General features: G+C 65.6%; 11 protein-coding genes. 7 read left to right on the top strand and 4 right to left on the bottom strand.

All coding sequences use genetic code 11. From position 1 onward, the window contains the following. Positions 1 to 143: 143 nt before the first annotated feature. A complete protein-coding gene (locus tag M3498_00705) occupies positions 144 to 1,520 on the bottom strand; it encodes a fucose isomerase (GenBank protein MDQ3457815.1) in 1,377 nt (458 codons plus the stop codon). A gap of 118 nt (positions 1,521 to 1,638) precedes the next feature. Between M3498_00705 and M3498_00700 the strand changes: the two genes are divergently transcribed. Continuing rightward, on the top strand, positions 1,639 to 2,034 hold the full coding sequence (locus M3498_00700) for a HEPN domain-containing protein (protein MDQ3457814.1): 396 nt from the start codon (positions 1,639 to 1,641) through the stop codon (positions 2,032 to 2,034). Beyond that, entirely contained in the window at positions 1,985 to 2,377 is a 393-nt protein-coding gene (locus tag M3498_00695; GenBank protein ID MDQ3457813.1) for a nucleotidyltransferase domain-containing protein, read from the top strand. The genes M3498_00700 and M3498_00695 overlap by 50 nt, the downstream gene beginning before the upstream one ends. A 47-nt stretch (positions 2,378 to 2,424) precedes the next feature. On the opposite strand, the gene M3498_00690 is transcribed toward M3498_00695, so the two are convergent. The 3 genes from M3498_00690 to M3498_00680 all read right to left on the bottom strand — a co-directional run bounded on the left by M3498_00690 (position 2,425) and on the right by M3498_00680 (position 5,918). Then, positions 2,425 to 3,339 (bottom strand): carbohydrate ABC transporter permease, encoded by a 915-nt coding sequence (locus M3498_00690; protein ID MDQ3457812.1) that lies wholly within the window; start codon positions 3,337 to 3,339, stop codon positions 2,425 to 2,427. Between the two features lie 86 nt (positions 3,340 to 3,425). Continuing rightward, positions 3,426 to 4,562 (bottom strand): sugar ABC transporter permease, encoded by a 1,137-nt coding sequence (locus M3498_00685; GenBank protein MDQ3457811.1) that lies wholly within the window; start codon positions 4,560 to 4,562, stop codon positions 3,426 to 3,428. Positions 4,563 to 4,652: 90 nt separating this feature from the next. Further along, on the bottom strand, positions 4,653 to 5,918 hold the full coding sequence (locus M3498_00680) for an ABC transporter substrate-binding protein (protein ID MDQ3457810.1): 1,266 nt from the start codon (positions 5,916 to 5,918) through the stop codon (positions 4,653 to 4,655). 167 nt (positions 5,919 to 6,085) lie between these two features. Between M3498_00680 and M3498_00675 the strand changes: the two genes are divergently transcribed. From M3498_00675 to M3498_00655, 5 genes are all read left to right on the top strand, one after another. Further along, complete coding sequence (locus M3498_00675) at positions 6,086 to 7,597, top strand: ABC transporter substrate-binding protein (GenBank protein ID MDQ3457809.1); 1,512 nt, start codon at positions 6,086 to 6,088, stop codon at positions 7,595 to 7,597. A 213-nt stretch (positions 7,598 to 7,810) separates the two neighbouring features. After that, positions 7,811 to 9,319 carry an ABC transporter substrate-binding protein gene (locus M3498_00670; protein ID MDQ3457808.1) on the top strand — a complete coding sequence of 503 codons (1,509 nt, stop codon included), beginning with the start codon at positions 7,811 to 7,813 and terminating at the stop codon, positions 9,317 to 9,319. A gap of 247 nt (positions 9,320 to 9,566) precedes the next feature. Next, positions 9,567 to 11,051, top strand: a complete 1,485-nt coding sequence (locus tag M3498_00665; protein MDQ3457807.1) for an ABC transporter substrate-binding protein — start codon at positions 9,567 to 9,569, stop codon at positions 11,049 to 11,051. A gap of 133 nt (positions 11,052 to 11,184) precedes the next feature. Then, entirely contained in the window at positions 11,185 to 12,168 is a 984-nt protein-coding gene (locus M3498_00660) for an ABC transporter permease (GenBank protein MDQ3457806.1), read from the top strand. A gap of 116 nt (positions 12,169 to 12,284) precedes the next feature. After that, complete coding sequence (locus M3498_00655) at positions 12,285 to 13,232, top strand: ABC transporter permease (GenBank protein MDQ3457805.1); 948 nt, start codon at positions 12,285 to 12,287, stop codon at positions 13,230 to 13,232.

The following is a 13,232-nucleotide window of genomic DNA, read 5'->3' as shown; positions in this document are numbered from 1 at the left end:
GGTCACGGCCGCCGTCGCGGCCGGGCCGCCGCCCTGAGACCTGTAGGCGCTGGCGGGCGTGCGTGAAAGCGTGGGCGGAAAGCGCTCGACCCGCCAGAGGTGGTCCAAGCAGGAGAGGCCGACCGCGAGCACCCGGGGCGGCCTCACGGGCCGGCACCCTCCGGCGGGGCCGCCAGCGGCTGCGCGCCGAGCCAGAGGCAGAGTTCGCGCAGGGCGCCGGTAAGCTCGCCCTCGCCAAAGGCCAGGTGGTGGGGCAGGCGGTAGTCGAGCACGCCCGCGACGACGCCGTAGGCGCTCCGCCGCTCGCCGTCCCAGTGCAGGTCGCGGAGCCAGCCGCGCACCCCGTCGAAGCTCGGCTTGCTGGGCTCGCCAAAGCGGCCCGAGAGGATCACCGCGCCCCGGCCACCGCGCAGCAGGCGAAAGCCCGTCGCCGGGCCGGGCCTGAGCACCATGTCGCGCACCGCGCCGAGCGTGTCACGGTTAAAGTGGGTGGTGAGGCGCGTGCCGCTCTCGGCGGCCCAGCTCGCGGGCGCGTTGCCGCAGTGCCAGAAGAGCAGGCTGTCGTCGCTCTCGTCTACGTCGGAGAGGTCCATCAGGGTGGCGGGCCTCTCGCTCACGCCCTGCAGGGCGAGCATGGAGAGCGCGCCCATCACGTCGCCCTCGCAGGCCGCGGGCATGTCGGCGTCGCCCAGGCGCGCCAGGGCGGCGCAGCCCATCGCCCCGCAGCGGTCGGGAAGTTCGGGCCAGCAGCGCAGCGCCAGGGCGTGGTAGCCACCCTCTTCGGCCATCCTGGCGAGGGCGAGCTCGAGCCTCGAGACGGTCTTCAGCTGCTCGAAAGGGACGTTGTGGTTCGCTTCCCGCTCCTCCCAGGCCTGCGCCCGCCTAAAGGCCTCGCGCTCGTCGACCTCCTCCACCCGCGCGAAGAGCTCCGCCAGGCCCTTCGTCTCGACGGTCACCGAGGCCAGTTCGGGGCTCTCCTCGAGGCCGTAGAAGCCCGGCGCCGTGCCGCCGACCTGCAAGACGCGCGCGCCCTCGATGGCCCTTAGCCCCCGCAAGCCGGCCAGCGTGGGCAGGAGGCGCGCCCGAAAGGTATCGCCGTCGGCCGCGCCGTAAAACCACTTGACCGGTTCCCGCTTGGCCACCGCCGGGTGGTCCAGCAGGCTCATGGTCATGTTGAGGCCGCAGAGCGCGTTTAGGGGCAGTGGGCCACTGCCGGCGCCAGGGCCGATGCCGGACTCCAGCCCCGCCGCCTCCGGCACCGCCCAGACGCCCACGCGCCGCGCGGCCCCTAAGAGCGGCGCCAAGAGGTCGCCGGTGGCGAAGGTGCTGTGCTGGATGAGCAGAAAGTCGAGCGCCTCCGCCGCGATCTCCCGCGACACCCTTTCGGCGTCACCTGCCTCGCTGACGGTCACGTCGCGGGTGACGAGCTCGAAGCCCATCTCTTCGCCGAGGCGCCGCAAGCCCGCCTCCGACTCGGCGGCGACGCGGCGGCTGTCGCCTTTGAAGATAGGTCTGATCACAGAGACGAGCGCAAGGCGTAAGGGCATATCCCTTACCTTATACCACTATCGCTACGCCGGCCCCGTCTAAACCCGCACGTCCAACGCTACCAGAACGCAGCGGGTGTAGAGTGACACTATGGCAAACCGCGCGGCGGACTGGCTCAAACAGGCTGAGCGGGACCTCGAGCAGGCTAAACTCTCGGAGGCTGCAGAGACCTTCGAGTGGGCTTGTTTCGCCGCGCACCAAGCCGCCGAAAAGGCCGTCAAGGCGCTCCATCTGCACCACGCCCAAGAAGCCTGGGGCCACGTCGTCGCCCGGCTCCTCAGGGATTTGCCGGAAGGGGTCGAGGTGCCCGCGCTGCTGGGGCAAAAAGCGCGGGTGCTCGACAACTTCTACATTCCGACCCGCTACCCAGGCAGCCACGCCGAGGGTGCGCCTTTCGAACATTACGGTCCGCTTCAGAGTGAGGAGGCGATTGCCTATGCCGGTGAGATCCTCGACTTCGTCCGTGTTTCGCTGGCCGGGGCCTGACGAGGTCGACCGCGCCGCGCGGGCCTGGGCGCGAGGGCTGCTCGAGAGCCATGCCGAGGTCTTGGCCGTCGGCTACTTCGGCTCCTATGCCCGCGGTGACCACGGCGTCGGCAGCGACCTCGATCTCGTGGTCTTGCTCTCCAGAAGCGAGCTCTCTCCCGAACGCCGTTCGCTGGGGTGGCCGCTCGAGAGCCTGCCGGTCCCGGCCGAGGTGCTCGTGTACACGGCCGAGGAGTGGCGAGGGCTCGCCGGGGGAGGCGGCCGTTTCTACCGGATGCTCAGAGACGAAACGGTGTGGGTTTGCCGCAGAGGCGAGCAGAGAGGCGAGCAGGGCGTCCCCTGAGTGCAGAGGCACCGTTTCCGGCCCGGTTCCTCACGGCGCCAGCCGAATCAGTCCTTGACCCCACCGGCCGTCAGCCCGCTGATGATGCGCTGCTGGAAGAAGATGATGAGCGCCACCAAGGGCAGGACGCCGATGGTGATGGCCGCGCTGATCAGCGCCCAGGGAAAGGCGAACTCGCCCTGGTAGAGGGTGATGCCCACCGGGACGGTGCGCATGTTCATGGCGGTGTTGAAGGTGAGCGCCAGCAGAAACTCGTTCCAGGAGTTGACGAAGACGATGATGCCGGCGGTGACGATGCCGGGCGCGCTCACCGGCGCGATGATTCTGTAGAGCGCCCCGACGCGGGTGCAGCCGTCCACCAGGGCGGCGCTCTCTAAGTCCTTGGGGATGAGCTGGAAAAAGCTGGTGAGGATCAAGGTGGCGATAGGCAAGGAGAGCGCGATGTAGGGAATGATCAGGGCCCAGTAGGAGTTGAGGATGTTGGGCGTCCGCGCGGTAGCAGGGAAAAAACTCATCCCCAGGTCGTGCATGACGCTGAAAAAGGCGCTCAGGAAGGGAATCTCGAAGCCCACGAAGAGGCGGTAGAGGGGCACCAGCAGCACCAGGGCCGGAAACATGCTGGTCATCACGATGATGGTCAGAATCAGCTTGCGAAAGGGCATGTTGAGGCGTCCCAAGGCATAACCCGCCAGGGCCGCGAAGAGCACGCAGAGAATCGTCGCCCCCACCGATACCACCGCCGAATTGAGCAGAAAGCGGGCGAAGGGCAAGGCCTGAAAGACCTGAAGGTAGTTCTGCAAGGTCGGGTCCTGCGGCAAGTAGGTGATGGGGAGGCGAATCAGCTCGCGCTCCTGCTTGAGCGAGGTGAGCATCATCCAGACGAGGGGAAAGGTGCCGTTGACGATCAGCGCCGCAAGGCCCAAGTAGGTAAGGAGTCTGGTGAGGAGATTGCCTCTATCCATAAACATGACCAACGGCTAGCGCCGACGAGGCCGACAAGGTTGTAGGTTTTTCCCTAGCCCCTAGTCCCCAACCCCCAGCCCCCAGCTCAGTCATCGGTGTAGATCCATCTCAGATAGAGCACGGTTATCAAGAGGCTCAAGACGAAGAGCGAGACCGACAAGGCCGCCGCGTAGCCGATGTTCAAGTTGATGGTGGTGTTGTAGACGTAGATGCCCAAGGTCTCGAGCGACCGCCCCGGGCCGCCCCCGGTCATGGCGAAGGGCTCGTCGAAGGTCTGAATGGCGGTCAATGTGCGGAAGATGAGCGCCACGGCGATGGCAGGCCGCAGCAGCGGCAGGGTGATCGACCAGAAGCGCTGCCAGGCGCTGGCGCCGTCCACCTTGGCCGCTTCATAGAGGCTTTCGTCGATCGACTGCAAACCGGCCAGCAAGATGAGCCCGACAAAGGACGAGGCGCTCCAGATGATGGTGATGTTGACCGCGGCCATCGCCGGGGTGGTACGCGCCAGCCACAGCGGCCCCTCGATACCGATGCGCGCCAAGAGGTCGTTGATGACCCCCGAGGTGCTGTTGAAGAGCCAGGCGAACATGAGGCCCGTCAACACCCTCGGCATGGCCCAGGGAATCAGCAGCGCCACCCGGACGAGCCAGCGCAGCGGCGACCTGATGTTGGCCAAGAGCGCCAGCGGCAGGCCCAAGGCAAAGGAGCCGACCACGCTCACCACGATGATCAGCAGCGAGACGCCAAAGGCGTTCCAGAAGCGCCGGTCGCCCCAGCGCCCCTCCTCGCCCGGCTGAAAGCCCATGAGGACGGCGAAGACGGCGACGATGAGCAGGGTCCACCACAGGGTCCACCACAGCGCCGCGGAACGCTTCATGCCGCCGCGAAAGGCCGAGAGCCAGAGGAACGGGAGCACCGCCAGGCCCGCCAGCCGCCAGCCCGGCAGACGGTCCATGCTCCAGGTCATGTCGCTGCCCCAGAGCATGCGCTCGAAGTTTTCCAGACCGATGAAGGGCCGGCCCCCGGCGGGCAGGTTGAGCCGCTCGAAGTGAAGCGACTGCCACAAGACGTTGACGATGGGATAGAACATCACCAGCAGGAGCACGACAAAGGCCGGCACCAGGAGGATAAAGCCGAGCTGAGCCTCGGTCAGGTTGCCGTCTCTCAGGCGCTTGAAGAGGCCGGGCTTGTGGTAGCTCGCTTTGGCTGGTGAGGTCGCCATCAGGTTACGTCAGGTTAGACATATTAGACATATTAGACATAATTAGACATAGGTGTGTGGGGCGGGTTGGGTGTGCCCGCCCCTACCGGATCAATTCTCGAGGATGTCCTCTAAGCCGAGCTGCATCTCGCTCAGGGCCTCGTCGGCAGCTATCGCCTGGGCGAAAAAGGCGTTCATGGTGGTGCGGATGAGCTCCGAGACCTCGGTGTAAAAGGCCGTCACCGGCCTCGAGCGGGCGCCCACAATCACCTCGTAAAACTCGGCGAAGTGAGGCGCGGCCTCCAAGACCTCGGGGTCCTGGTAGAGGCTCTGGCGCGCGGGGATGTTGCTGGCCTGGACGGCGAGCGTGCGCTGCGCGTCCTCGCCGGCCAGGAACTGGAGCAGGGTAAAGGCCGCCTCCTTGTTCTGGCTGTAGGGGTTGATCGCCCACTGCCAGCCGCCCACGCAGGTCGCCGACTCGCCCCCTTCAAAGGCGGGCAGGGGCGCCACGCCGACCACTCCGGCCACCTCGGTGGCGTCCGGGCTGTCGCCCTGGAAGTGCGCCCAGGCGTAGCCCCAGTTGAGCATGAAGACCACGTTGCCCGCCTGGAACTGCTGGCGGCTAAGGTCGGTGGTCATCTCGGCGATGCCGGGAACGGTGATGCCGCTCTCGATGGTGCTCTGGTACCACTCGAGCGCCCGGCGGCCCTCGGGCGAGTCTATGGTGATGTTGCCCGCCTCGTCGCGCCAGTCGCCGCCCGCCGTCCAGAGCGCCTCCAAAAAGGTGCAGACGGTGCCCTCGATGGCCGCGCCCTGGTAGTTGAAGCCCTGCAGGTTGGGGTCGCCCTCCCCCTCGGTGATCGTCTGCGCCTGCGCCATCAGCTCCTCCCAGGTCGTCGGCGGCTCGAGGCCGTACCCCTCCAGGAGGTCGGCGCGGTAGTAGAGAAACTGCGCGTCGGTAAAGGCGGGCAGGGCGTAGAGCGTGCCGTCAATCATGCCGGCCTCGACGGGACCGGGCAGGAAGGCCTCCAGGTAGTCCATCATCGCCGCTTCGCTCTCGAAGTAGGGGTTTAGGGGCTCGGCCCAGCCCGAGGCGGCGTACTGCGCGGGACGCACCACGTCGATCAGGAAGATGTCGATGTCGCCGCTCTGGCTGGTCAGGACCGTGCTCAGGTACTGCTGCTGGGCCTCGCTGGTGGCGCCGCCCACCTCGTAGCCGGCGTCGATGTCGGGGTTTTCGGCGCTGAAGCGCTCCAGAATCGGACCGATCACGTCGGGGCGCTGCTGCCCGCCGATAAAGACGGTGAGTTGCGTCTGGGCCAACCCCAGCGAGAAAACCAGGCTCAGCGCGAGTACGAACAGCCGATGTGCTTTCATGTTGCTCCTCCTTCAGATGTAGATGCCTTCAGCCTAACACGCCACGGGCGGGCACGGTTTCAAGTCTTAAGAACCGCTTCCCGCGCCGCGCGGCTTGAGTTATGGGGCCGGGTTTGTTAACCTGCTGTTACGTCTACGTCTAAGACCCTGACAAGGAGGAGTGTTCTATGGCAGCTGTTGTACCCGTCATTTTTTCCATCTTGGCGGCTCTGGCTTTTGCAGCCTCGAGCCTGGCCGACGCCCAAAATCGCCTCATTATCGGCGAGAGCGCCGAAGCCGTTGGGCTCGACCCGAGGGTGCAAAACGACGTGCCCTCGTTCACACGCATGCAGACCATCATGGAGCCCTTGGTCACCTTCAGCACCGACATGGAGGTCATCCCGCGCCTGGCCGAGAGCTGGCAGATCGGCGAAGACGGCCTCAGCCTCACCTTCGCGCTGCGCCAGGGCGTTCTCTTTCATCACGGCCAGGAGTTGACCGCCGAGGACGTTGTGTACACCTTCGACTGGGTGCTCGACGAGGCGAACAACTCGGTGCACCGCAGCCTCTACGCCGACATCACCGCCGTCGAAGCGGTGGACGACTATACCGTACGCATGGAACTGCAAGCGCCCAACGCCTTTGTGCTCAACAACGTCGCGCTGATGCCGATCGTGCCGCGCGACGCCGACGAGCGCGACTTCGACCGCCAGCCCGTCGGCACCGGCCCTCTCGTCTTCGAGTCGTGGACGCGCGACGACCGCATGGTGCTTCGCGCCTTCCCGGACTACTGGGGCGGCCGCCCGCAGATAGACGAGGTCGAGTTCCGGCCCATCCCCGAGGACACCGCCCGCCTCTTGGCCTTTGAAGCAGGCGAGATCGACCTCTACCAGGGTCGCGTGGTGCCCAGCGAGGTCGAAAGCCTCGAGGCCAATCCCGACATCGGGGTGCAGCGCGTGCCGGGTCTCACCTACACCTATGTCGGCTTCAACCAAGAGGTCGAGCCGCTAGACGACGTGCGCGTGCGCGAGGCTATCGCCCACCTCATCCCCCGCGAGGCCGTGGTCGAGCGGGTGATGCAGGGCACCGCCGAAGTGGCGATCAGCCCCTTCTCGTCGGGCTCCCCCTGGTACTACCCGGGCGTTCCCCGCTTCGACTACGACCCCGAACGCGCCCGCGAACTCTTAGCGGAGGCCGGACTCGAGGCCGGCGGCTTGAGCCTGAGCATCTACACCAACCAGAATCCCGTGCGCGAACAGGTCGCGGAGATCCTGCAAGCCGAGCTCTCGCAGCTCGGCATCGAGCTCACCGTCACCATCGAAGAGTGGGGCGCCTTCTTGAGCCGGGTTCAAGACAGCGACGACTACGACCTCTTCATCCTGGGCTGGAGCCGCAACGTCGATCCCGACCGCGCCATCGCCAGGCAGTTTTCCCGCGAGGGCGGCAGCAACTTTACCCACTACCAGAACGACCGCGTCGACGAGCTTTTAGAGCGCGGCCGCAGCCTGCCGCTCTACGACGAGGAGCAGATGGCCATCTACCACGAGGTACAGGAGATCATCGTCGGCGACGTGCCTTACGCCTTCATCATGTACGAGCAGGAGATCGGCGTCTACCACGACACCATCAGCGGCTGGCAGGTCCACCCCTACAACACGGCGACCTATCAGGACATCCACCTGATCGGCAAGGACCGCTGAGCCTTTGCGGCAAGCCCGCTGTTCATGTCCGCTGTTCATGTCCGCTGTTCATGTCCGCTGCCTGCCGATGTCGCCAGCACGGCGCGTTCCTGTTAGGGTTACCTGTTAGGGTAGGGTACCCGTCAGCGATCCGGCGGCAAGCGAGCCGCGGCCCCAAACCCAAGCCGTCCGTTCGGAAGCCGTCCGCCCACCAAGGCCGTCCAAGGAGGACAGATGAACCACGTTAAGGGCTTTGTTTCCCTCGCGCTCAGCCTCGTGCTTTTCGCCAGCGCCGCCTTCGCCGCTTCGCCCAACCGCCTGATCATCGCGCAAGCGAGCGAGATCTCGAGCCTCGACCCGCGCATCGGCACGGACATCTACTCCTTTAGGGTCATCAAGATGATGATGGAGGAGCTCGTTGCCTTTGCGCCCGACCTGAGCCTCGAGCCGCGCCTCGCCACCGACTGGGAATTCAGCGAGGACGGGCGCACCATCACCTTCACCTTGCGCGAAGGGGTGGTATTCCACCACGGCCGCGAGTTCACTTCTGACGACGTGCGCTACACCTTCGAATGGGTCTTGAACCCGGAGAACGACTCGCCGAACCGCCAGCTCTACGAGGACATCGAAAGTATCGAGACGCCGGACGACGGCACCGTCGTCTTCCACCTGAGCGAGGCCAACTCGTTTTTGCTCAACAACATCGCGCGCATGCAGATCGTTCCCGCCGACTTAGGCGACGACGATTTCGCCTCGAACCCGGTGGGCACCGGCCCGATGATGTTCGAGTCCATCCAACGCGACGACCGCACGGTGCTCACGGCCTTCCCGGACTACTGGGGCGGCCGGGCGCAGGTCGACAGCGTCGAAATCCGCCCCATCCCGGAGACCGCTACCCGCCTGCTGGCCTTCGAGGGCGGCGAAATCGACCTCTACCAGGACGACGTGGTGCCCGCCGAGCTCTCGCGCCTCGAGGACGATCCCGACGTCATCGTGCAGCGCTCGCCGGGTACCGGCTACACCTATATGGGCTTCAACCAATTGAGCGAGCCGCTAGACGACGTTCGCGTCCGCCAGGCGATCAATCACGTCATCCCCCGCGAGGCGATCGTCGAGCGGGTCTTGGAGGGCATCGGCCAGCCGGGCGTCAGCATGATCATGCCCTACATGCCCTGGTTCAACCCCGACGTCACCCGCTACGACTACAATCCCGAAAGAGCCCGCGAACTGCTCGAGGAAGCTGGCTACGGCGACGGCTTCAGCGTGCGCATGCACGTGAGCGACAACCCCATCCGCATCCAAATCGCCGAGATCATGGGGTTCGAACTCTCCCAGGTCGGCATCGAACTCTCCGTAACCGTCGAAGAGTTCGGCGCCTTTTTGAGCCGGGTCCAGACCAGCGACGACTATGACCTCTTCATCCTCGGTTGGGGCGGCCAGCTCGATCCGGACAGGGCCATGATCCGCCAGTTCACCAGCGACGGCGCCTCCAACTACGTCAACTACGCCGACCCCCACATCGACGAGCTCGTCACCCAGGGACGCCTGGTGCCACCCGACAGCCAGGAGTCGGTCGACATCTACCGCGAAGCCCAGGAGATCATCGTCGAGGAGTCGCCCTATGCCTTCATCTTCTATACCGAAGAGATCGCCCTGCAACACCCCTATATCGAAGGGTGGGAGATCCACCCTTACAGCGCGAACACCTACCAGGACATCCACCTGATCGGCAAGAACCGCTAAGTCAGTCAAAGGACGCCGAACCAATCGGTGTCCTTCTTCTTCAGCGCGGATGTTGCCGTTTCAACTACTGCTCGAGCTCGAGTCCCCTGCCTGACCGGCTGGACAGCGGAAGATTGACGGCGCTGGTCGGCTGTAAAGGCAAGAGGCGCACAAGCTCTCCAAAGGAGGCCATCTTGTGAAGAATTCGGTTCCGGGACATTCAAGGATATATCTGCCAAGGATATATCTGCTCGCCCTTAACCTCGCGTTGCTCGCGCTCTTTGGCTTCGGTGCTGCTCAAACGACTTCTCAGGAGCGGCTGGTCATCGGCTCGAGCGGCGAGCTCTCCACCCTGGACCCGCGGGTCGGCGTGGACGTGTTTTCGTTCGAGCGCATCAGCGCCATTATGGAGCCGCTCGTGGTCTTCGCGCCCGACCTCAGCCTCGAGCCCCGCCTGGCCGAGAGCTGGACGTTCAGCGACGACGGCCTCACCCTGACCTTCAACCTGCGCCAAGGGGTGATGTTCCACCACGGCCGCGAGTTCACCGCCGCGGACGCTCGCTACACCCTCGAGTGGGTTTTGGACCCGGACAACGCCGCGCAGAACCGCCCGCTCTACGCCGATATTGAGAGCATCGACACCCCGGACGACAGCACCCTGGTGCTCAACCTGAGCGAGGCCAACGCCTTTTTGCTCAACAACATCGCCCGCTTGCCCGTCGTGCCCCAGGAACTGGGCGACGACGAAGGCTTTGCGAGCAACCCCGTCGGCACCGGCCCCTACCGCTTCGAGTCGCTCACCCGCGACGACCGCCTGGTGCTCACGGCCTTCCCGGACTACTGGGGCGGGCGCGGCAGCATCGACGTCGTGGAGTTTAGGCCCATTCCCGAGGACGGCACCCGCTTGCTGGCCTTGGAGGGCGGCGAGCTCGACATGTATCAGGGCAACGTCGTCCCCAGCGAGCTCGCCCGGCTCGAGGCCGACGAACGCTTCGTCGTCGACCGGACACCCGCCGCGGGCTACGTCTACCTGGGCATGAATAACGTAAACGAGCCCCTCGGCAACATGCAGGTGCGCCAGGCCATCAGCTACATGATCCCGCGCGAGGCGATCGTCGAGCGCATTTTGGAAGGCGTCGGCCGGCCCGGCATCAGCATGATCATCCCCGACATGCCCTGGTTCAACCCTGACGTGATGCGCTTCGACTACGACCCCGAGCGCGCTAGAGAGCTGCTCGCCGAGGCGGGCTTCGAAGAGGGCGGCTTCAGCCTCAGGCTCTACACCGACGAGAACCCCGCGCGCGTGCAGATCGCCGAGATCCTCCAGGCCGAACTCGCCCAGGTAGGCATCGACATGAGCGTCAACGTCGAGGAGTTCGGCGCCGTGCTCGACCGCTTTTTGGACACCGACGACTACGACCTCTTCCTGCTGAGCTGGAACGGCCAACTGGACCCCGACCGAGCCATGTTCCGGCAGTTCACGACAGGCGGCGCCTTTAGCGGCTTCATCAACTACTCCAACCCTCGGGTGGATGAACTGGTCAACCGCGGTCGCCTCGTGCCGCCCGACAGCCAGGAATCCATAGCCATCTACCAAGAAGCCCAGGCCATCATCGTCGAGGAGGCGCCCTACGCCTTTATCTTCTACATCGAGGAGGTGGCTCTGGCGCACGCCGACATCACGGGCTGGCAGGTCCATCCCTACAACGCCGTGACCTACCAAAACCTCCACCGGGTCGGCCTAAGCCGGTGAGGCCGGCTTGAAGACAGGCGCTTCACTGCATTTTCGGTGCCGGATCCATCCGGCACCGAGGGACGCGTCACCGCGACCTCGACACCGTCGCCTGCGCGTAAGCCTTTATTTTTCGTAGTTTGGGAGTTCTCCGGTGTTTCAATATATTCTCCGCCGGCTCTTCTCGCTCGTCTTCATCCTCTTCGGCGTCTCCATCATCGTCTTCGCTCTGGTCCACCTGGCGCCGGGCGACCCGGTCCGCATCATGCTCGGCGAGGAGGCCACCGCCGAGGACGTAGCCAGGCTGAACCGCCTCTACGGCTTCGACCAGCCCCTGCCCGTGCAGTACGGGCGCTGGCTCGGCAACGCCCTCAGAGGCGACCTGGGCCAGAGCATCCGCCAGCGCCTGCCCGTCACCCAGCTCATCTGGGAGCGCATGGGCGCCACCATCGAGCTGGCTCTGGCGTCGCTCTTGCTGGCTATCATCGTGGGCATCCCCTTGGGCGTCATCGCCGCCGTGCGCCGCAACTCCTGGATCGACTTCGGCAGCATGATCGCGGCGCTGGCCGGCGTCTCCGCGCCCAACTTCTGGGTGGGCCTGATCCTCTTGAGCAGCGTCGCCCTGCACGTCAGCTGGCTGCCCCTCTTCGGCCGCGGCCCCGCCTTTACGGGCGCCGTGGCGGCTATCTTCACCCAGGGCAGCCTCGTTCCCCTCTGGGACTCCTTGCGCTACCTGCTGCTACCCGCCTTTGCCCTGGGCACCTCGATCATGGCCCTGATCACCAGGCTGACGCGCTCGAGCCTCCTGGAGGTCTTGAGCCGCGACTACGTCCGCACCGCCCGCGCCAAGGGCGTCTTGGGCCTCTGGGTCGTCTACAAGCACGCGCTTCGCAACGCCCTCTTGCCGGTCATCACCATCATCGGCGTGCAGTTCGGGGCGCTCTTGGGCGGCGCCATCGTCATCGAGGTGGTCTTCGCCTGGCCCGGCGTGGGCCGGCTCATCGTCAACGCCATCTCCCAGCGCGACTTCCCCATCGTGCAGGGCGCCGTCCTGATGCTGGCGGTGGTCTTCGCCCTGGTCAACCTGCTCGTCGATCTGAGTTACAGCCTGTTCAACCCGAGGATCCGTTATGACTAGCGCAGCCTACAGGAGCCAGGCGTCAGGCGTCTGTCTTCTTCCTGACCCCTACGGCAACCGCGCTCCGCCGGCACTCAGCCTGTGCGGCAGGAGAAAGGCCCTACTGTGACCGTACTGTGACCGTCCACACCGCCGCCCCCACCGGCGCGCCCGTGCCGGAGCCCGCACCGGAGCCCGCACAGGGGCCCGCGCAGGGGCGCAAGAGGATGCCGACCTGGCGCAAGCTGCTCAGGAACAGGAACATCGTCTTCGGCTCGCTGCTCATCGTGCTGCTGGTCATGACCGCCCTCTTCGCGCCCTGGCTCACCCCCATGGACCCCCTGCAGCAAGACATCTGGGAGCGCTACGCCCCGCCCCAGGGCCTCTTCGGCGAGGACGGTTTCAACACCCGCTACATCCTGGGCGCCGACGAGCTCGGCCGCGACCTGCTGAGCCGGCTGATCATGGGCAGTCGCGTGTCCCTGATGGTCGGCCTGATCGCCACCGGCATCTCGCTGCTGGTCGGCGTGGTCCTGGGCGCCGTCGCCGGCTACCTGGGCGGCTGGGTGGACAACGTCATCATGCGGGTCATGGACGTCCTGCTGGCCCTGCCGGGGATTCTCCTGGCCATCGCCATCGTGGCGGCGCTCGGGCCCAACATCGTCAACGCCATGGTGGCCATCGCCATCGTGCGGATCCCGGCCAGCGCCAGGATCGTGCGCAGCGACGTCTTGGCCCTGCGCGAGGAGGAGTTCGTCGAGGCCGCTCGGGCGCTCGGTGTCTCCCACCTGAGCATCCTCTTCAAGCACATCCTCATGAATGCCTGGGCGCCGGCCCTGGTCCTGGCGACGCTGGGTATGGGCACGGCCATCGTCGCCGAGGCGGCGCTGTCCTTTTTGGGTCTGGGCACGCAGCCGCCGCAGATCAGTTGGGGCAGGATGCTCAGCGTGGGCAGGGAGGCGATTCGCTCGGCGCCGCACGTCACCCTCTATCCGGGGCTCGCCATCATGCTCACCGTGCTCGGCTTCAACCTCCTCGGTGACGGGCTCAGGGACTTCTTCGATACCAGACTCCAGGATAGGTAG

The sequence above is a fragment of the Deinococcota bacterium genome, from assembly GCA_030858465.1.
GTDB lineage: Bacteria > Deinococcota > Deinococci > Deinococcales > Trueperaceae > JALZLY01.
This window is presented reverse-complemented; position numbering and strand designations above follow the sequence as displayed.

Coding starts and splice junctions, on each gene's coding strand:
- M3498_00700 (MDQ3457814.1), top strand. CDS start 1,639: ATGGCAAACCGCGCGGCGGACTGGCTCAAACAGGCTGAGCGGGACCTC.
- M3498_00685 (MDQ3457811.1), bottom strand. CDS start 4,562: ATGGCGACCTCACCAGCCAAAGCGAGCTACCACAAGCCCGGCCTCTTC.
- M3498_00690 (MDQ3457812.1), bottom strand. CDS start 3,339: ATGGATAGAGGCAATCTCCTCACCAGACTCCTTACCTACTTGGGCCTT.
- M3498_00695 (MDQ3457813.1), top strand. CDS start 1,985: ATGCCGGTGAGATCCTCGACTTCGTCCGTGTTTCGCTGGCCGGGGCCT.
- M3498_00670 (MDQ3457808.1), top strand. CDS start 7,811: ATGAACCACGTTAAGGGCTTTGTTTCCCTCGCGCTCAGCCTCGTGCTT.
- M3498_00675 (MDQ3457809.1), top strand. CDS start 6,086: ATGGCAGCTGTTGTACCCGTCATTTTTTCCATCTTGGCGGCTCTGGCT.
- M3498_00680 (MDQ3457810.1), bottom strand. CDS start 5,918: ATGAAAGCACATCGGCTGTTCGTACTCGCGCTGAGCCTGGTTTTCTCG.